Genomic DNA, 19827 nt, shown 5'->3' on the forward strand with positions numbered 1-19827 from the left:
AGTAACCCATGACCGCACTCAATGACCTCAACGCCCTGCAAGCCAGCATCGCCGAAGCCGTACTGGGCCAGGACCAGGTGATTCGGCAGATCCTCCTGGGCCTGCTGGCCAATGGACACTTGCTCCTGGAAAGCCTGCCGGGGCTGGCCAAGACCCGCACGGTGAAGGCACTGGCCAAACACCTGGACGCGAAGATGAGCCGCATCCAGTTCACCCCGGACTTGCTGCCGTCGGACATCACCGGCGCCGAGGTGCTGCACCAGGTCGAGGGCAAAAACGAGATCCGCTTCCAGCCGGGCCCGCTGTTCGGAAACCTGATCCTGGCCGACGAAATCAACCGCGCCCCGGCCAAGGTCCAGGCGGCGTTGCTCGAAGCCATGGAAGAGCGGCAAATCACCGTGGCCGGCAACAGTCATGCGCTACCGGAACTGTTCATCGTTGTCGCGACACAGAACCCCATCGAACAGGAAGGCACCTACCCGCTGCCCGAAGCGCAGATGGACCGCTTTCTGATGAAAGTCCTGCTGGATTACCCCAGCGCGGCAAACGAGAGCCAGGTGCTGCGCCTGTTGCGCGAGGAAGAACAGGCACTCGGCGCCAAGACTGCTCCAGTGCAGGGCTTCGCCCTGGCCCAGGACGTGATCTTCGCCGCGCGCCGGGAAGTCGGCGCGGTGCACGTCTCCCCGGCCATCGACCGCTACTTGATCGACATCATCAATGCCACCCGCCATCCGGCCGATTACGACGCCGACCTCGGGCGCTGGATCAATATCGGTGCCAGTCCTCGCGGCGGTATCGGCCTGGACCGCTGCGCCCGCGCCGACGCCTGGTTGCAGGGCCAGGACTTCGTCTCACCGGATAACGTGCGCGCCGTGGTGCACCCGGTACTGCGCCATCGCCTGCAACTGAGCTACGACGCGGTGGCCGATGGCGTAACGGCTGATCAGGTGCTCGATCGGTTGCTCGATAAAGTGGCAATTCCCGCATGAACGCCGACGGCCTGGTCTATGTCTCTCTGGCACAGTTGATGGCGCTGGAATTCAAGGCCCGTGACTTGAGTTTTCTTGCGCGTCAGCCCCGGGGCAGCATCCTGGCCGGCAACCATGCGTCGCGCCTGCGGGGGCGTGGCCTGAACTTCGATGAATTGCGCCGTTACCAGCCCGGGGACGATTTGCGTCAGCTCGACTGGCGTGCGTCGTTGCGCACCGGCAAACCGGTGGTTCGCACCTTCACCGAAGAGCGGGACCGTCCGGCGTTGATTGTCGTGGACCAGCGCATGTCGATGTTTTTCGGCTCGCAACGCAGCTTCAAATCCGCCGTCGCCGCTGAACTCGGCGCCCTGGCGGCGTGGATGGTGTTCAACGCCGGGGACCGGGTTGGCGGGCTGGTGTTCAACGACCAACGCATCGACCGCATCGCGCCGTTGCGCAGCCGCAAGCGGATCGAAGCGTTGTGCAGCCATATCGCCCAGCAAAACCAGGCACTGAATGCGGCCAAACCGGATGCCGAAGGCGAAGAACAGCTCGACAAGGTGTTGCAGCAGTGCCTGGCCCTGGCGGGGCACGATCACCTGATCTGCATCGTCAGTGACTTTGCCGGGGCCGGTGAACGAACCTTGCAGCTGATGCGCCAATTGGCCACGCACAACGATGTGATCGCCATGCAGGTCTACGATCCGCTGGCCCTGAACCTGCCGAAAAACGGCCGCTTGCTGATCACCCAAGGTGAGTTGCAGGTAGAGCTGGCGGTGGAGCGCCGTCAGGTGAACCAGCCTTTGGGAGACTTTCTCAGTGGCCGGCTGAAGGACGTTGCAACGCTGTTGCGGCGCAGTCGGGTGCCTTTGATGATGTTCAGCACCGCCACCGAGGCACAGCAACAATTGCGCGCCGAGCTGGGCAAACTGGCGGGAGCGCGGCGATGAATCCGAACGTTCCGAGCATTGACCAACTCCAGGAAATTGCCCTGCCAGCGGCGGTCAGCTACGCACCGCAAACGTGGGGTTGGGGGGCATTGTTGGCGCTATTGATAGTGACGGTGTTGCTGGTCAGCGCACGGCGTTACTGGCAATGGCGGCGCGATCATTATCGGCGTGAGGCGCTGCTGCGCCTGGCGCAGTTGCAAAAGCGCAGTGATGACCTGAATGCGTTGCGTGAGCTTCCAGAACTTCTAAAACGTACCGCCCTCTCCATGCCAGCCGCACAACCTGTGGGAGCGAGCCTGCTCGCGATGGCGGCTCAACATTCAACGACGAAGGTGGTTGACAGTCCGCTATCACGAGCAGGCTCGCTCCCACAGTCGCCGGCAGCACTTGGAAAAGATGATTGGCAGGCGTTTTTGCAGCGCCACTGCAAGCAGCCGTTGCCCGCCAACTTCAGCCAACAACTGTCGCTACTTGCATATGCCCCCGATGCGGCTTTGCGTGCACTGCCCAATGAGCAACGCCAGCAGCTGTTCGACACCTGCAAAACCTGGGTGGAGCATCATCATGTGGCAGCTTGATTACCCCTGGCTGTTGCTGTTGCTGCCATTGCCATGGTTCGGTTATCGCTACCTGCCTGACTACCGCGAGGCGCGCAGCGCCGTGCGCGTGCCGTTTTTCACCGCCATGAGCCGTGCCGTCGGCCAGGCTCCCAGTCAGGCCGGCACCCGCAGCAACCGCTGGCAATTGCTGTTGAACCTGCTGGTGTGGGCACTGTTGCTGCTGGCGGCGGCCCGGCCGGTGTACGTGGAAAAACCCATCGAGCGTCAGCAACCGGTGCGCGACCTGATGCTGGCCATCGACCTTTCCCAGTCCATGGAAACCACCGATTTCACCGACGCCAATGGCCAGAAAATCAATCGCCTGGACGCCGTCAAAGCGGTAGTGCATGGCTTCATCGACAAGCGCAAAGAGGATCGTCTCGGCCTGATCGTGTTCGGCAGCGGCGCTTACCCGCAGGCCCCCTTGACCCTCGATCACGCCAGCCTGTCGCTGTTGCTGGACGACACCGGCATCGGCATGGCCGGCCCCAATACAGCGATTGGCGACGCCATCGGCCTGAGCCTGAAACTGCTCGACCAGGCCCGCGAACAAGAGAAAGTGCTGATCCTGCTCACCGACGGCAACGACACCAGCAGCGCCATCACTCCGGATCACGCGGCGGCCATGGCGGCGGCCAAGGGTGTGGTGATTCACACCATAGGCATCGGCGATCCTGACGCCTCCGGTGAAGCCAAGGTCAACCTGCAGGGCTTGCAGCAGATCGCCGCCGCCACCGGTGGCAAGTTCTTCCGCGCCGAAGACCGCAATGCGCTGGATCAGGTCTACAGCACCCTCGATACCCTCACGCCGCATCAAGTGAAGACCCTCAGTCATCAACCCAAACGTGATCTGTTCTGGTGGCCGCTCGGGGCGGCGATCGCCTTGCTCGCGCTCTATCACCTGGGCGCCCTGCTGTGGCCACGCGTGTCCATTGCCCGTCAGCGGCAGGAGGTTTGAGATGGACATCAACCTCAGCGACTTCCATTTCCTGCGTCCACTGTGGTTGTTACTGCTGCCCTTCGCCGCCGTTCTGCCGTGGCTCTGGCACCGCAGCCGCGACTTGCAGCGGCGTTTGCGCAGCAACATTGCCGAGCATTTGCTGCCACACCTCCTGATTACCCCGCAGGATCAACAGTGGCTGCGCCCGGTGCATCTGGTTTGCGCGCTGTTGGCGCTCGGCGCGCTGGCCGCCGCCGGACCGACCTGGGAGCAGGATCGCCCTGACTTTCTGCAGAACCGGGCGCCGTTGATCATCGCCCTCGACCTGTCGCCGTCCATGGACGCCAACGATGTGCAACCGACACGCCTGGAAGCGGCCAAACACAAGTTGCATGACCTGATCCAGCGTCGCGCCGGCGCCCGCCACGCGCTGATCGCCTATGCCGGCAGTGCGCATCTGGTGTTGCCGCCCACGGATGACCCGGCCCTGCTCGATACCTTTATCCAGGCACTGGGCACCGATCTGATCGGCAAACCGGGGAAAAATGTCGCAGCAGTCATCGATCAGGCCAAGCGTTTGCTGAGTGCCGAAAAAGCGCCGGGGACGCTCTTGTTGATCACCGACGGAGCCGACACTTCGGCGCTGGCGGGTCTGGACAAACAGCTGGACGACAGCGCGCTGCAAGTGCTGATCCTGGCCGTTGGCAGCGAGGACGGCGGCATCATCCACACTGCCGATGGCCAGACGCGCACCGACAGCAACGGTCGCCCGGCGCTGGGTAGCTTCGATCAGGCCGCCCTCAAGCAGCTCGCCTCAACGCTGGATGCGCCACTGGGCAGCCTGACCCTCAATAACGACGATCTGGACTGGATCGAACTGCACGCCCAGCAACATTTCCAGAGTGCCAGCGACGAACAGCGCGAACTGCACTGGAAAGACGCCGGATACTGGCTGTGCTGGCCGTTGCTGTTGATCGCGTTCTTCAGCGTGCGCAAGGGTTGGAGCCTGAACTGGATGGCCGGTTTTTTACTGGCCATGGGTATTGGCTTGCAACCGTCACCCGCACAGGCCAACGCCCTGACCGACGCGTTTCTTACCCCGGACCAGCAAGGCCGATGGGCATTCGAGCACGGGCACTTCCCACAAGCCGCAGCACATTTCGTTGACCCGTACTGGAAAGGCATCGCGGCCTACAACGCCGCCGATTTCGACCTGGCCCTGGCCAGTTTCGCCCGCCTGGAAACGCCCCAGGCGTATTTCTACCTGGGCAACATTTACGTGCGCCGCTTCAAATTCGACGAGGCCATCGAGGCCTACACCCAGGCGCTGAAATTGCAGCCGCAGTTCCCTGAAGCCACGGCCAACCTGGCCTTGGCCATGGCCTTGCAGAAAGACACCGAAAGCGCCGAAAAAAACGCCCCCAAAGTCAAACCGGACGCCATCAAGATGGACAAGGCTCCCGGCAAGGGCCAGAGCAGAACAGTGCAAACCGATCGGGCAGCCTCGGATGAACAGTGGTTGCAGAACCTCACGACATCGCCAGCGAAATTCTTGAAGCAAAAATTCAGTTTGCAGGATCAGGCGGGAGTGAAGCCATGATCAGTCTGCGAGACCCAGTCACTCCCATCGCCGGCAAGCCTGCTCCCACAGGGATCGTTGTCGTCCCCAAACGTCATGAACGGCGCGCAACCTCTGGGAGCGGGCTTGCCCGCGAAGGCTCCTGCCCAGGCAACACAATACTCGGCACCTTGCTCCTGTGCCTGATCAGCACCACCGCTCTCGCCGCCGAACCCGAACTGCGCGTCCAGACCAGCCTGCAACCGGCCAACACCGCCATGGTCGGCAGCCTGGTCGAATTGCACCTCGATGTCCTCACCGACACCTGGTTCACCAACGCCCCTACCCTGCCCGAGTTCACGTTGCCCGGTGCGCTGGTGATACCGCCGGACGGCCACGCCGAGCACCTGAACCAGACGCTCGACGGCAAGTCATTCAACGGCATGCGCTACAGCTACCTGATCACACCGAATGTGGCGCAGGGCTTCGACATTCCCGCCCTGAGCGTGCGCGCCACCCCGGGTCAGGCCAGCGCCGAACAGAGCGCCCAGAGTCAACCGCTGCACTTCACGGCGGCGCAACCAGCGGGTTTCGCGCCCGGCGAACCGGTGCTGGTCGCGCAGGGACTGCGTTTCACCCAGAAGGTCGTCAATTCCTCGACTCCGCTGAAGGTCGGCGACAGCCTCACCCGGCAACTGACACTGCAAGCCGACGGCGCCCTGGCCATGTCATTGCCGACGCCGTCGCTGGGGGATGTCAGCGGCCTCAGTCGATACGCAAAGAACCCGCAGGTCACTACCCTGGACGACGGTCGCGGCCACTTCACCGGCGGCCAGCGCATCGACAGCGTGACCTATCGCATCGACACCGAAGGCCCTCACACCTTGCCGGCCATCGAGCTGAAATGGTGGGACGCCAGCAGCCAACAGACCCGCACCGCACAAGTGCCCGCCGTGAACTTCGACGCCGCCGCCAACAGTGCCTATCGGCCGGTGTTTTCGATCAGCGAAGACCTGAAGCAACTCGGCCAGCCCCATCGCCTGCACCTTTCAGGCTTTGCTTTCAGCCTGTTGGCGTTGCTGGCGAGCGTGGCGCTACTCGCCTGGTTTGCCCGCCCCTTCGTCCATCGCGCGTACCTCGGGGCCAGATCCCGGCGTCAGGCCCGGCACAGCGCCTGGCTGGGCTCTGCCGACTATGCCTGGCGGCAAATCCCGGCGCAGCTTGATAGCAAACCGCCACAATTGAGCGCCCTGTACCTGTGGACACGCCGCAGCCAAACGGGCTTGAAGCTGACGGGTTTCGGCCCGCGCCTGCAAGCCTTTCTGCGCGCCTGCTACGGCCGCGAGCCCACCAAAGATCAGGCGCTGCACCAACTCAAGGAATCCTTGACTACGCTGCATAGTCAGGCCGAGTACAACAAAGAATCAGTCGCTCCTGCATTGCGACCACTCAATCCGGTTCACTCGAAGGAACGCCCATGACGAACCCGATCAGCCACCGCCACTTTCACCGGTTGAAGCTGCTGCTAGCCCTGGCTTTGAGCCTGCCCCTAATGGCTCAGGCCGCCGAACCCCTGCCCTCCTGGAACGACGGTCCGGCGAAAAAACACATCATCGAGTTCGTGCAGGCGGTGACCGATCAAGGCAGCAAGGATTTCGTCAAACCCGAGGATCGCATTGCCGTGTTCGATAACGACGGCACCTTGTGGAGCGAGCAACCGATGTACTTCGAGCTGCTGTTTGCCCTGCAAGAGGTCAAGCGCACCGCGCCCCAACACCCGGAGTGGAAAACCACCCAGCCGTTCCAGGCGGTGCTGGAAAACGATCACAAGGCGCTGGCGGCCACCGGCCTGGACGGCATGATGAAGATCTTCGGTGCGACCCACACCGGCATGACCACCGAGGCTTTCGACGACTACGCCAAGACCTGGCTCAGCCAGGCGCGCCATCCGAAAACCGGCAAGCCCTACACCGAGATGATCTTCCAGCCGATGCTGGAAATGCTCGACTACCTGCGCAGTGAAGACTTCAAGACCTACATCGTCTCCGGTGGCGACACCGGTTTCATGCGCGCCTTCGCCGAGAAGGTCTACGGCATCCCGCCCGAGCGGGTGATCGGCACCACTTTCGTCACGGCGTTTCAGTACAAGGATGGCCAGGCGTCGATCTTGCGCACGCGAAAACTGGCGCACAACGACGACGGCCCGGGCAAACCGGAAAGCATCGACGCCGTCATCGGCAAGCGGCCGATCCTGGCTTTCGGCAACTCCGACGGCGACCTGCAAATGCTGCAGTGGACCGCCGCCGGGCCGGGAAAGCGCTTCATGGGCCTGGTGCATCACACCGACGCCAAACGCGAGTGGGCCTAAGACCGCGAGTCGCAGATCGGCCGACTGGACAAAGCCCTGGACGAAGCCAACAAACGTGGCTGGACCGTCGTCGACATGGCGACCGAATGGCGTCGGATCTACCCGTTCGATGCCGCCACACCTGAGCAAGTGCAATAAAAAAAAGCGTAACGCAGGACCGCAATGAACGTTTGTCGCACCGAGCGACGTAAGCAAAAGGAGCAAGTCAGATGACTCGCATACGCAAATGGTTACCCAAGCTTGCCCTGGTGGCGACTTCGGTCATGGCGATTTCGGCCACTGCCGTGGCCGCGGAAAAACCCAACATTCTGGTGATTTTTGGCGACGACATTGGCCAGACCAACATCAGCGCCTATTCCATGGGTGTGGTCGGTTACAAGACGCCCAACATCGACCGCATCGCCAAGGAAGGCATGATGTTCACCGACTATTACGCGGAGAACAGCTGCACCGCCGGGCGCTCGTCGTTCATTACCGGTCAGACACCTTTGCGTACGGGTCTGTCGAAAGTCGGCATTCCGGGCGCCCCTGTCGGCCTGCAAAAGCGTGACATCACCATCGCCCAGGCGCTCAAGGGCCTTGGCTACGCCACTGGCCAGTTCGGCAAGAACCACCTGGGCGACAAGGACGAGTATCTGCCGACCAACCACGGTTTCGACGAGTTCTTCGGCAACCTCTATCACCTCAATGCCGAAGAAGAGCCTGAACGCCCGTACTGGCCCAAGGACGACGCCGAGTTCGTCAAGGCCAACTCTCCACGCGGCGTGATCCACAGCTTCGCCGACGGCAAGATCGAGGACACCGGTGCCTTGACCAAAAAACGCATGGAAACCATCGACGACGAAACCACCGCCGCCGCCCAGGCGTTCATCGAGAAGCAGGCCAAGGCGGACAAACCGTTCTTCGTCTGGATGAATACCACGCGCATGCACTTGTTCACCCATGTACGCGATTCGATGAAGGGCCAGAGCGGCATGCCCGGTAACGAATATGCAGACGGCATGCTCGAGCACGACGGCGACGTCGGCAAACTGCTCAAGACCCTCGATGACCTGAAGATCACTGACAACACCATCGTCGTCTACACCACTGACAACGGCCCGAACCAGTTCTCCTGGCCGGACGCGGCGACCACACCGTTCCGTAACGAGAAGAACTCCAACTGGGAAGGCGCCTACCGCGTACCGGCCATGGTGCGCTGGCCAGGCAAGATCAAGGCTGGTGAAGTGTCCAACGAGCTGTTCTCGGGCATGGACTGGTTCCCGACCCTGCTCGCCGCTGCCGGCGATGCCGATGTGAAAGACAAACTGCTCAAGGGCTGGGCACCCACCTCGGGCGGCACCAGCTTCAAGGTGCACCTGGACGGCTACAACCAGCTGCCCTACCTGACCGGTCAGCAACCCAAAGGCGAACGCAAGGAGTTCTACTACTTCAACGATGACGGCATGCTGGTGTCGATGCGTTTCGGCAACTGGAAAGCGGTGTTCTGCGAGCAGCGTGCGCCGGGCGGCTTCAAAGTATGGAGCGAACCGTTCGTTTGCCTGCGGGTACCGAAAATCTTCAACCTGCGGATGGACCCGTTCGAACGGGCGGACATCGTGTCTGACCAGTACTACGACTGGACCACCAAAAACGTTTATCTGGTTGCCCAGGCAGTGACCAAATCTGCGCAGTTCCTGCAGACCTTCATCGAGTATCCACCTAGCCAGAAACCGGCCAGCTTCAGTGTTGACCAGATCCGTGCCGCGGTAGATGCCAAGATTGCCGAAAAGATGAAAGCTGCACAGTAAGACCGCTTGACCGCCGCTCGCCTTCACCGGCGAGCGGACTTTTTTCTGAAAGCGCACAACTGTAGGCGCTGGCTTGCCAGCGATGGCGACCGTCCGGTCGACAGACAGAGTGTCTGAGCCAGCGCCTACAGATTTTTTTCAATCCGAAAATCGTACAAGGCATCAGCCCCATGTCATCACGTGTCGCCAGCAAGTCGTCGGCCATACCTGCCCCTCACGTCGCCTCCCCGGCGCTGTTGTTCCCCGCCCTGTTGCTGTTCGTCTCCGGTGCCGCGGCACTGGTGTATCAGGTGCTGTGGATCAAACAACTGTCGCTGGTGGTGGGCGTCGAGGTGTACGCCATCACCACCGGCATCAGTGCGTTTTTTGCAGGCCTGGCCCTGGGGGGCTTGCTGTTCGGCCGCTGGGCGGACCGCTTGCAGCAACCGGTGCTGCTGTATGCCGGGCTGGAAGTGCTGGTGGCGGTGCTCGGCGTCGGCGCAACCTTCGCCATGAGCCTGGCGGCCAGTCCTTTCGCCTGGCTGGAACAGCACATCGGTCTGCTGGCCTGGGTGTTGCCGTTTGCCCTGGTGGGCATTCCCGCTCTGTTGATGGGTGGCACTTTACCCGTGCTGGTTCGTTCGTTGGCCAGTCACCCGCAACAATTGGGCAAGGCTGGCGGACACTTGTATGCGGCGAATACCGCCGGCGCCATCGCTGGCACCCTGCTCGCGGCGTTCGTGCTGATCGCCACCCTCGGCGTGCGCGGCAGTGCCCTGGCTGCCGCGATGCTGAACCTGCTGGCCGCTGCCGGGGCCTTGTGGTTCCAGCGCCATCGTTCACTGCCGGTTGAAGCACCGGTCAAACACCACACGGACAAGGCACCGGATCGCCTGGCCCTGTGGCTGTATTCGATTGCCGGTGGCGTGGCTCTTGGCTACGAAGTGGTGTGGTCACAGTCCATCGTGCAGTTCATGAGCACGCGCACCTATGCCTTTGCCGTGGTGCTGGCGACGTACCTTACCGGGCTGTTCCTGGGCAGCGCGCTGCTCGCTCGACGGGTTGATCGGCTGCGCGATCCCTGGGGTGTATTCGGCCTGCTGATCGCCGGCGCCGGAGTGATCGCATTGCTGGAAATCGCCGTGCTCGGGCGCTGGCTGGTGCTCGCCCAGAGCCTGGTCGAAGCCTGGGTGCTGTCGTTGGGCGCCAGTGAGTTACTGGGCATGAGCGCACGCTTTGCGGTCGCGGCCCTGAGCATCGTGTTCGTGCCGACCGTGCTGCTCGGCGCGGCGTTTCCCGTGGCACTGCGCTTGAGCGTCGGGCGCGACCATGTGGGGCGCCATGTTGGAGAAGTCGTGGCGTTCAATACCCTGGGCGGGATTATCGGGGTGATGCTCTGCGGCTTTGTGCTGATCCCCTTGCTGGGGCTGGTGCGGACTCTTGGCTTGCTGGCGATCATCGCCGCCGGGATCGGCTACTTCGCCGTGCGCAAGGGTCATGGGGTCAAGAAAGGCCGGCGTCAGGGCGTGGTCGCGGTCGGACTGTTATCGGTGGTGCTGGCACTGCTGACCCCGGTCGACAAACTGGCCAGCCTGCTGCCCGGTGCCCGCAACGGCACCTTGGCGTTTTATGAGGAAGGTCGAGGTGGCACGGTTGCCGTGGTCACCCAGGGCAAAGGCCAGAAAGCCTTCCAGCGCCTCTACATCCAGGGCGTGTCCAACACCGGCGACGCCATGCCGTCCCTGCGCTACATGCGCATCCAGGCATTGTTGCCGCTGCTGATCCACAACGGAGAACCGCGCTCGGCGCTGGTGATCGGGTTCGGCACCGGGATCACCGCAGGCGCCTTGACCCGCTATCCGGGCCTGGAACATCGCGTCGTCGCCGAACTGTTGCCCTCGGTGGTCAAGGCTGCGCCCTTGTTCAAGGGCAACTTCAATGCCGCCAGCGATCCCGGTGTCGATGTCCGACTGCGCGATGGTCGCCAGGAACTGCTGCGCAACCCGCAGCCCTACGACCTGATCACCCTCGAACCACCACCGCCGTCCGCTGCCGGCGTGGTCAATCTGTATTCCCGGGACTTTTATCAATTGGCGGCCAGCCGTTTGCAGAAACAGGGCCTGGTCGCCCAATGGCTGCCGTTGCCGACGCAAAACATCGACGACTCACGCTCGCTGGTGCGCAGTTTCCTTGATGTCTTCCCCTACGCCACCCTGTGGACCAGCGAGTTCCACGAGATGCTGCTGGTGGGTTCGCTGGAGCCGATGGAACTAGATGCGGCGAAAATCAGCGCGCGCTTCCAGCAGGACAGCGTGCGCAGCACCTTGCAGGATGTCGGTATCGGCTCGGCGGCCGCGCTGCTGGCGACCTGGGTCACCGATCGTGCCGGCCTTGAACACTTCGCTGCGGATGCGCCACCGGTGACCGACGATCAACCACGAATCGAATACGCCCCCTGGGTACGGGACAAGGAAATTACCCGCGTGCTTCCGGCGCTGCTGAATCTGCGCAGTGCCCCGCCCCTGGTCAACGCCGACGCAGGTTTCATCGAGCGGATGAACACCCACCAGCAACGCCTGATGCAGCTCTATCGGGCCAGCCTGCATGCCTACGAGGGTGACCGTGATGCCTGGGTCAGGGATGCTCGCGAGGTGATGCGCGGGGATGGCGGCAACCCGTATTTCCGCTGGTTTGGCGGGGAGTGATCCGGCAATTTTCAAACCGCCATCGTCGGTACGCAGCCCGGAGCAAGCTCACTCCCACAAGATCACAAGCGTCATTTGACAGACGCCGGCCATCCGGCAAAGCTGCCTCTCGCTGAACGCGCGCCTGACGGCAAACGCACCTGGACCACGGAAGTCGCAATGCCGAAACATAAAAATAAAGCTGCAAACACAAGCTCTGATTCGCAACCGAACCTGATCAATCGCTACCTGTTTCCCGCCACCATCGGCATTTTGCTGTTGGCGGTCGCAGGCATCGGCTGGTTTCTGTTCAGCGGCAATCCGGCACCCGTGACCTACGCACCGGTCAGCAAGGCCGCCGTTGAACCGGTCAAGCCGCCACCGCAGCCCGTTGCCCTGGCGCCGGCCAAAATGGTCGATGAGCAACAATGCCAGGGCTGCCACAGCGCGCAGGTCAAGGACTGGCAAGGCTCCCATCACCAATTGGCGATACAACCGGCCAACACCGAAACCATGCTCGGTGATTTCAACAACGTCACCTTCAAGGCGGAAAACGAAACCACCCGTTTTTCGCACAAGGACGACGGTTTCTGGGTCAACACCCCCGGCAGCGACGGCAAGAATGCCGACTTCAAGGTGGCCTACACCTTCGGCATTGCGCCCTTGCAGCAGTATTTGATCGAGGTCGGCGAAGGTCGCCTGCAAGCCCTGGGCGTGGCCTGGGATACCGAGAAACACCGCTGGTTTCATCTCTATCCGGGCCAGGGCGTGACTTTCAAGGACCCGCTGCACTGGAGCAAACCGAGCCAAAACGCCAACTTCATGTGCATTGAGTGCCACACCACCGGTTTCAAGCGCAATTTCGATGCGGCGAAAAACACCTTCGACAGCCAGTGGAACAGCCTCGGGGTCGGCTGCCAGGCGTGCCATGGCCCGGCCTCGAACCACCTGGAATGGACCGCGAAAAAGACCGACCTGATCCACGCCGGTTTTGCCGTCGATCTCAAGGACAAGAACGCCACCGTCGAAATCGAGACCTGCGCCCGCTGCCACTCGCGCCGCGCGCCATTGGACGACGGCTACACCGTTGGCAAGCGCTTGATGGATGACTACCTGCCGAGCCCGCTGACCCGCGAGCTGTATGCCCTGGACGGCAAGATCAAGGACGAAGTGTTCGAACACGGCTCCTTCGCCCAGAGCAAGATGTTCGACAAGGGGGTGCGCTGCAGCAATTGCCACAACCCGCACAGCGCCGAGCTCAAGGCGCCGGGTAACGGCGTCTGTCTGCAATGTCACAACACCGCCGGCAAGACGACCGTGCAAACCGTCGATGGCAAGGGCCTGCAAGCGAAGAACTACGACTCCATCGAACACACCCGTCACGCCATGGGCCAACCGGGATCGCAATGCGTGGATTGCCACATGCCCGGCAAGTTCTACATGGGCAATGACTTCCGCCATGACCACAGTTTCAGTATTCCCAACCCCGAGCGTGCGGCAAGACTCGGTACACCGGACGCCTGCCTGAGCTGCCACCAGGGCAAGGCTGGCGACAAGGTCACCGAGCAGTTCAAGCTGTGGAACACCGCCAACGCCAGCCCCGTCCAGGCCCCGCGCTACGACGAAAGCCTGTGGCTGATTCGCAACGGTCAGCCAGGCGCGGCGCAGGCGCTCTACGAGCAACTGCAACGCAGCAACCTGCCGGCGATTCAACGGGCGACCCTGCTCGCCGAGCTGCCGCTGTATCCAAGCGAGCAGGCGTTGAAACTGGCGACCAGGGACCTGAGCCATCCGGCGCCACAAGTACGGGAAAGCGCAGTCCACGCCATCAGTGCGTTCCTGCCGCCCGAAGAACGCGCCGCCTTGCTGTCGCCGTTGCTCAGCGATCCGGTGAAGGCCGTGCGCATTGCCGCGGCCCGGGACTTGCTCAGCGTCGCGAACACGGGTCTGGGCAGTGCCCGGGCCCATTGGGAGGTCGCCATCGCCGAGTACGAAAGCGTGCAAAAGAGTCTGGCCGAACGTGCCGAATCCAACCTCAACCTGGCCATGCTGTATCAGGCCAGCGGGCGCAGTGACGAGGTCGAAGGCTTACTGCGAACCGCGCTCAAGCGTGATCCAGGCTTCTACCCCGCACTGGTGACGCTGGTGCAGTGGCTGGAGGCCAATGGCCGCGGACAGGAAGCGCAGGCGCTGTTGGCGCAAAGCCTCAAAGAGCACCCGGACGCCGCCTTGCTGCAACATACCCAGGGCTTGTCGCTGGTACGCGCGGGCCAGTCCGCCCAGGCAATGCCGTTCTTGCGCAAAGCCGCGCAACTGGAACCGCAGAGTGCCCAGTTTGGCTACGTGCTGGCTGTGGCGCTGCACGACAGCGGCAAAGTCGATGAGGCGTGCGAAGAACTGGAACGGCTATTGAAAGTGCAGCCGGCCAACCGCAATGCGCGCCTGGCGTTGATCCAGTACTACCTGAACAACGGACAGGAACCGAAAGCACAGGTGCTGTTGCAGGGCTGGAAGAAAATGAACATGGGCGATCCGGCGTTGAAGTGATTGTGGGCTGATCCAGAGGCCCCTTCGCGGGCAACAGGGAGATCAGCGTCTGCATGGCTTTTATGCCGGCCAATGATCAACCTGTAGGAGCGAGCCTGCTCGCGATAGCGGTCTGACATTCAACATCAGTCTTGTCTGAACGGACCTCATCGCGAGCAGGCTCGCTCCCACAGGTTTGGCGTCACCGCCGCCGAAACAACGGCCGCGGTTCTATCACCGAACGACCGTAAAGCACGCTCATGCCGGCCAATCCTTTCAACGCATCCTCGGCAGACTTATCCGCCCGCACCGCGAAGCTGTCGAAGCCGCATTGACGCATGTGGCTGAGCTGATCGCGCAGCACGTCACCGATGGCACGCAACTCGCCCGTCCAGCCCAATCGAGTGCGCAGCAAGTACGCCTGGCTGTAGCCGCGACCATCGCGGAAACTCGGAAAATCCACGGCGATCAGCGGCAGCGCGGCCAACCACGGCTTGAGGCTCTCCACGTCATCGTCCGGCCCGAGCCACAACGCGTGTTGCCGAGGGTTTTCCAGCCAACGGGCCAGGGGCAGGATCAGCTTGCCCGCCGGCAATGGCGCCTCCAGGTCCCGGACCAGCATCCATGGGTCGTCCTCTATAATCCGCGCCACGCCCTCTTGCAGACGCAACAGATTGTTCATGCCGATACCTCCAGCGTTTTCGGATAAACCGCCTCTTTGAACGGTTCCAGGCCGATGCGCTGCAAGGTATCGACGAACAGCTCCTCGCTCTCGCGGTAACGCACAAAGGTATCGATGATGTGCTCGATCACCCCGGGCACTTCGGCGGCGCTGAAGGACGGGCCGATGACCTTGCCCAGCGCACTGTTCTTGCCCTGGGCCCCACCGAGGGTGATCTGGTACCACTCGCTGCCGTTCTTATCGACCCCCAGGATGCCGATGTTGCCGATGTGATGGTGCCCACAGGCGTTCATGCAGCCCGAAATATTGAGGCTGATGTCACCGAGGTCGTGCAGGTAGTCGAGGTCGTCGAAACGCGCCTGAATGGCCTGGGCGATGGGGATCGACTTGGCGTTGGCCAGTGCGCAGAAGTCGCCACCGGGACAGGCGATGATATCGGTCAGCAAGCCGACGTTGGCGCTGCCCAGGTTGTGCTCGCAAGCCAGGCGCCAGAGCGCGAACAGATCGGCCTTGGGCACGTCCGGCAGGACGATGTTCTGTTCGTGGGCAATGCGGATCTCGGCGAACCCGAAGCGCTCGGCCCATTCGGCCACCGCCTCCATCTGTTCGCTGGTGACATCGCCCGGCGGCGCGGCACTGCCGGGTTTGGTCGACAGCACCACGCTGGCATAGCCCGGCACCTTGTGCGCCTGCACATTGCGCTGCACCCAACGGGCGAAGGCCGGGTGCGCGCTCAACTGTGTGCCGAAATCCAGGTGGGTGTCTGCCCGTTCGCGGTAGGGCGGCGCGACGAAGGCACTGGCCACGCGCTCGTACTCGTCTTCGGTCAACTGTGCCGGCCCGTCCCGCAGGTACTGCCATTCTTCCTCGACTTCCCGGGCGAACGCCTCGATGCCCAGGGCCTTGACCAGAATCTTGATCCGCGCCTTGTACTTGTTGTCTCGCCGGCCATGGCGGTTGTAGACCCGCAACACCGCCTCGACGTAGGACAGCAAATGCTGCCACGGCAAGCCTTCACGGATCTGCAAACCGAGGATCGGCGTGCGCCCCAATCCACCGCCGACGATGACCCGCAGGAGCATTTGCCCATCGCTGCCAGGGTAAAGATAGAGGCCGATGTCATGCATCATGATCGCCGCCCGATCCTGCTCGGCCGAGCAAATGGCGATCTTGAACTTGCGCGGCAGGAACAGGAATTCCGGGTTGATGGTCGACCACTGCCGCAGGATTTCCGCCAGCGGGCGCGGGTCGATCATTTCGTCGGCCGCGACCCCGGCAAAGGCTTCGGTGGTGATGTTGCGCACGCAGTTGCCGGAGGTCTGGATCGCGTGCATGTCCACCCGGGCCAGGCGTTCGAGGATATCCGGCACTTCGGCCAGTTCGATCCAGTTGAACTGCATGTTCTGCCGCGTGGTGAAGTGGCCGTAACCACGGTCGTAGTCGCGGGCGATGCTTGCCAGCGTGCGCATCTGCCGGGCGCTCAGGGTGCCGTAAGGGATGGCCACCCGCAGCATGTAGGCGTGTTTCTGCATGTACAGGCCATTCTGCAGGCGTAGCGGCAGGAACTCTTCCTCGCTCAGTTCCCCCGCGATGAAGCGCTCGACCTGATCGCGAAACTGCGCAACCCGCTCGAACACCAGCGCCCGGTCATAGTCGTCGTACTGATACATGTGGCTACCTCATCAGGATTTGGCACATCACCCTGCAGGCGCGAGCCTGCTCGCGAAAAACGCACAGGCAACGGGGCATCCAGACAGCCCGCGTCATCGTTGACGCCCATCGCGAGCAAGCTCGCTCCTACAGGAGGTAGCACTATGGGCCGACGCTGATTTTCATTACAGATTCAGATATTGGTTTAAAAGCCGTATCAGAGATGGATCATCCAGGCCATGGTCATTTTCAATCTGATCCGCACTAATGAACTTTTCCTGAGCCTGTTTTATTTGCACCCCGGTTTCTACAGTGCACGGCATTGCAACCGTGGGTCACCTCGAACTCTGAGACAACGGCCCACCCCTGTGCATCGCTCAGTGAATTCAGTTGCGCTCGCGGGGGATGAGGCTCTGCAACTGCTGCGCCAGAAAGTTCGCATCGAAGGCGAAGGTATCCGGGTCCTTCAAGCCATTGGTCTTGCGCCATTGCCAGCCGTCCGACGGCGGCAGGCAAACCAGCGAAACACTGCCGTAGCGTGCAGCGGTAAAGCCCATTACCGCCACTGAAATCTGCCCGCCGACACCCATCACATCCGGCACGAACTCCACCGGTTTGCCGGCGATCAGGATGCTCAGTTTTTCGGTATTGAAGGTGGAGGTTTCCACCGGAACGCTCGGCCCCGATGCGACATAGGCTTCACGACTGACCTCCAGCAGATTCGGCGCCTTGACGGGTTCCAGCCACTGCTGGATCTGATCGAACAACTCGCCAATGCACTTGGCCCACTCGGCCGATTGCGTTTCGAACAGTTGCTTCTTGTGCGCTTCGCTGTCTGCGTAATGACGAAGCATCTCGCCCAGTTGCTGTACGTCGTCCATCGCGGTGTTCCTTTGGTTGAAGCGGTGCTGCGGACCTTGAGCATGGCAGAAGCGCGCCGCGGGCGTACGACTAAAAGCACGAGCGGCACTGGCGTTGTCCTGAACCGCTGATTCAACCGGCCTTGGGTGGACGACGCAGGCGCGCCATGCTCAAGGTATCGACGAAAACCCCGTCACGCACCGCGTAATCGCGCAAGACCCCTTCGGTTTCAAAGCCGAATTTGCGATACAGGCCGATGGCCGCTTCGTTGTCGGCATAGACGGACAGTTCGATCCGCCGCAGATTCATCCAGTCATCGGCGATATCCAGCGCCGCCGCCAACAGTTGGGTGCCGACGCCCTTGCCCTGCCACGCCTGCGCGACACCCATGCCGAACGTACCGGCATGGCCGCGACGGACACGTGAAAACTGCTCAAGGGTGATGCTGCCGATAACGGCGCCCTGGTGCAGCGCCACCAATTGAATGATTCGTTCGTTGTCCGAAGCCAGGCGTTTGCGCCAGGTCTCGCGGGACGGAAACGGCATTTGCAGCGTCTGCCGGGCGACCATGGGGTCGTGGTAAAGCGCGGTGATGCCTTCGATGTGGGATTCGTTGAAGCGTTCGAGGGTGATGACAGGATCGATGGCGGGCATGGGTGACTCATCCTTGATACAGACACGGCCGCTCACTCTATATCGCATCCTTCCCGGCTGGCGAGCCCCCTGTGGGAGCAGGCTCGCTCCCGCAGTTTGATCGGGCTCAACCTTCGAACCAGTCCCGGCGCTCGTTGAAGGTGCTGTTGATCAACTCGACGATCATCTGCACCTGCGCATCCCCCTCGGAGTGGACATTCACCGCCAGCCAGACCTGACGCTGCATCGGTGCATTGAACAGCCCTGGCAAACCGATCAAGCCACGGTCGAAACGGCTCATGTAGCCGGGCAAGAGGCCGATGCAGGCGCTGCAACGGATCATTTCCAGCATCAGTTCATAGGAATGCAACTGCACCACCCCGGCCAGGCGCTGGTCTACCAGGTTGTTCCACGGGCGAAAACAGTCGAACTGCCGATCATGCTGCCACTGCACCAGCAGGAAATCGGCCAGGTCATCGAGACTGTCCGGGCGCGAAGCAACCCTTGAGTAACGTTTGGCGATGTGCGGCAGGTAGTCCAGACGCGCCAGGCGCCGGGGTTCGCTGATGGCAAAACTCGGGCCGGGTAGCGGCGAGTCGGTGCCGGCCAACCACAACACCACATCGGCACTGACCGCTCGCAGTGACAGTTCGCTGTCGAGGTTGATGATGTCCAGGCGCACGCTGGCGTTGCGCCGCAGCAAGGCCACCAGGTCACGCCCGAGAATGTCGTGCAGGATCGATTCGGCGACAGCCAGGCGCACCAGCGGTTGCTCGATCACCGGCAAGTCGCGCTCGTGGGCCAGTGCGATCAATTGCGAATGCAGCTGCAGCCCGTCACGACTGAGGGTAACGCCATTGTCCGAGGGGCTGAACAACGAACACTGCAGCTGTGTTTCCAGCTGCGCCAATTGCTTGCGCAGCCGGGTCGCCTTGATATTGAGGCTCCGTGCCGCCTGCATGAAACAGCCACAACGAGCGGTGACACTGAAACACTGGGCCAGCACCGGATCGAGATCCGCCGCCAGTGTCCGCCAGGAAACGCTTTTCTCGATGGCTGCGCAGTGCTCGGCAATGCGCCGACGGCTGCCGGCTTCCATGATTGACATCGATGACTCCCTGTCCGTCTATCGGTGCAATCCATCCTGCGCACCCTTCATGAAAGCCGTATGACAAACCGATCAGGTACTGGGGCTTTGCCGGAAACTCACCGCCAGCCGATTCCAGCTGTTGATGGTGGTGACGGCGATGGTCAGGTCGACCAGCTCAGCTTCACTGAATTGCGCTCGCGCCTGCTCATAGACATCGTCCGGCACATGGCTTTCGGCAAGCAGGGTCACGGCCTCGGTCCAGGCCAGGGCCGCCCGTTCGCGCGGGTTGAAGAAGTTGCTGTCACGCCATACCACAATGGAATACAGGCGCCGATCGGTTTCGCCCAGGCGCCGGGCATCCACCGAATGCATGTCGGTGCAGAACGCACAGCCGTTGAGCTGTGACGCACGGATCTTGATCAGGTGCAGCAGCGCCGGCTCGATGCTCAAGCTGCTGGTCAAGGCCTCCATCGCGATCATGGCTTTCATCGCCTTGGGTGACGCGCTGTAGTAATCCAGACGGGGGTTCATGGCGGGCCTCGTGCA

The 19827-nt window shown here is 62.1% G+C and carries 15 protein-coding genes and 1 pseudogene; 10 read left to right on the forward strand and 6 right to left on the reverse strand.

Annotated elements, in window-relative coordinates; genetic code table 11:
- Positions 1-8 precede the first annotated feature (8 nt).
- From ACGJAX_RS22980 to ACGJAX_RS23025, 10 genes and pseudogenes are all read left to right on the forward strand, one after another.
- On the forward strand, positions 9-989 hold the full coding sequence (locus ACGJAX_RS22980) for an AAA family ATPase (protein ID WP_390956280.1): 981 nt from the start codon (positions 9-11) through the stop codon (positions 987-989).
- Positions 986-1921, forward strand: a complete 936-nt coding sequence (locus tag ACGJAX_RS22985; protein WP_390956281.1) for a DUF58 domain-containing protein — start codon at positions 986-988, stop codon at positions 1919-1921. The genes ACGJAX_RS22980 and ACGJAX_RS22985 overlap by 4 nt, the downstream gene beginning before the upstream one ends.
- Positions 1918-2499 (forward strand): DUF4381 family protein, encoded by a 582-nt coding sequence (locus ACGJAX_RS22990; RefSeq protein WP_390956282.1) that lies wholly within the window; start codon positions 1918-1920, stop codon positions 2497-2499. The genes ACGJAX_RS22985 and ACGJAX_RS22990 overlap by 4 nt, the downstream gene beginning before the upstream one ends.
- Entirely contained in the window at positions 2486-3478 is a 993-nt protein-coding gene (locus tag ACGJAX_RS22995) for a VWA domain-containing protein (RefSeq protein ID WP_390956283.1), read from the forward strand. The genes ACGJAX_RS22990 and ACGJAX_RS22995 overlap by 14 nt, the downstream gene beginning before the upstream one ends.
- Position 3479: 1 nt before the next feature.
- Positions 3480-5060 (forward strand): VWA domain-containing protein, encoded by a 1581-nt coding sequence (locus ACGJAX_RS23000; RefSeq protein ID WP_390956284.1) that lies wholly within the window; start codon positions 3480-3482, stop codon positions 5058-5060.
- On the forward strand, positions 5057-6499 hold the full coding sequence (locus ACGJAX_RS23005; protein WP_390956285.1) for a hypothetical protein: 1443 nt from the start codon (positions 5057-5059) through the stop codon (positions 6497-6499). Before ACGJAX_RS23000 ends, ACGJAX_RS23005 begins: the two co-directional genes overlap by 4 nt.
- Positions 6496-7524: pseudogene (locus ACGJAX_RS23010) on the forward strand (HAD family hydrolase). The gene ACGJAX_RS23005 and the pseudogene ACGJAX_RS23010 overlap by 4 nt, the downstream one beginning before the upstream one ends.
- A 71-nt stretch (positions 7525-7595) precedes the next feature.
- The gene (locus tag ACGJAX_RS23015) at positions 7596-9176 is read left to right on the forward strand and encodes a sulfatase-like hydrolase/transferase (RefSeq protein ID WP_390956286.1); all 1581 of its coding nucleotides are present in this window, start codon (positions 7596-7598) and stop codon (positions 9174-9176) included.
- A 170-nt stretch (positions 9177-9346) separates the two neighbouring features.
- Positions 9347-11860 (forward strand): fused MFS/spermidine synthase, encoded by a 2514-nt coding sequence (locus ACGJAX_RS23020; RefSeq protein ID WP_390956287.1) that lies wholly within the window; start codon positions 9347-9349, stop codon positions 11858-11860.
- Between the two features lie 159 nt (positions 11861-12019).
- On the forward strand, positions 12020-14386 hold the full coding sequence (locus tag ACGJAX_RS23025) for a tetratricopeptide repeat protein (RefSeq protein ID WP_390956288.1): 2367 nt from the start codon (positions 12020-12022) through the stop codon (positions 14384-14386).
- A gap of 181 nt (positions 14387-14567) precedes the next feature.
- Here the strand turns inward: ACGJAX_RS23025 and ACGJAX_RS23030 are convergent, their stop codons facing one another.
- From ACGJAX_RS23030 to ACGJAX_RS23055, 6 genes are all read right to left on the reverse strand, one after another.
- Positions 14568-15047, reverse strand: a complete 480-nt coding sequence (locus ACGJAX_RS23030; RefSeq protein ID WP_390956289.1) for a DUF934 domain-containing protein — start codon at positions 15045-15047, stop codon at positions 14568-14570.
- Complete coding sequence (locus ACGJAX_RS23035) at positions 15044-16717, reverse strand: nitrite/sulfite reductase (protein WP_390956290.1); 1674 nt, start codon at positions 16715-16717, stop codon at positions 15044-15046. The genes ACGJAX_RS23030 and ACGJAX_RS23035 overlap by 4 nt, the downstream gene beginning before the upstream one ends.
- A 366-nt stretch (positions 16718-17083) precedes the next feature.
- On the reverse strand, positions 17084-17578 hold the full coding sequence (locus ACGJAX_RS23040) for a hypothetical protein (RefSeq protein WP_390956292.1): 495 nt from the start codon (positions 17576-17578) through the stop codon (positions 17084-17086).
- 112 nt (positions 17579-17690) lie between these two features.
- A complete protein-coding gene (locus ACGJAX_RS23045) occupies positions 17691-18212 on the reverse strand; it encodes a GNAT family N-acetyltransferase (RefSeq protein WP_390956293.1) in 522 nt (173 codons plus the stop codon).
- A 106-nt stretch (positions 18213-18318) separates the two neighbouring features.
- Complete coding sequence (locus ACGJAX_RS23050; protein WP_390956294.1) at positions 18319-19299, reverse strand: LysR family transcriptional regulator; 981 nt, start codon at positions 19297-19299, stop codon at positions 18319-18321.
- A 72-nt stretch (positions 19300-19371) separates the two neighbouring features.
- Positions 19372-19812 carry a carboxymuconolactone decarboxylase family protein gene (locus tag ACGJAX_RS23055; RefSeq protein ID WP_090320965.1) on the reverse strand — a complete coding sequence of 147 codons (441 nt, stop codon included), beginning with the start codon at positions 19810-19812 and terminating at the stop codon, positions 19372-19374.
- Positions 19813-19827: the final 15 nt, after the last annotated feature.

The sequence above is a fragment of the Pseudomonas moorei genome, from assembly GCF_042846945.1.
GTDB classification, from domain to species: domain Bacteria; phylum Pseudomonadota; class Gammaproteobacteria; order Pseudomonadales; family Pseudomonadaceae; genus Aquipseudomonas; species Aquipseudomonas moorei.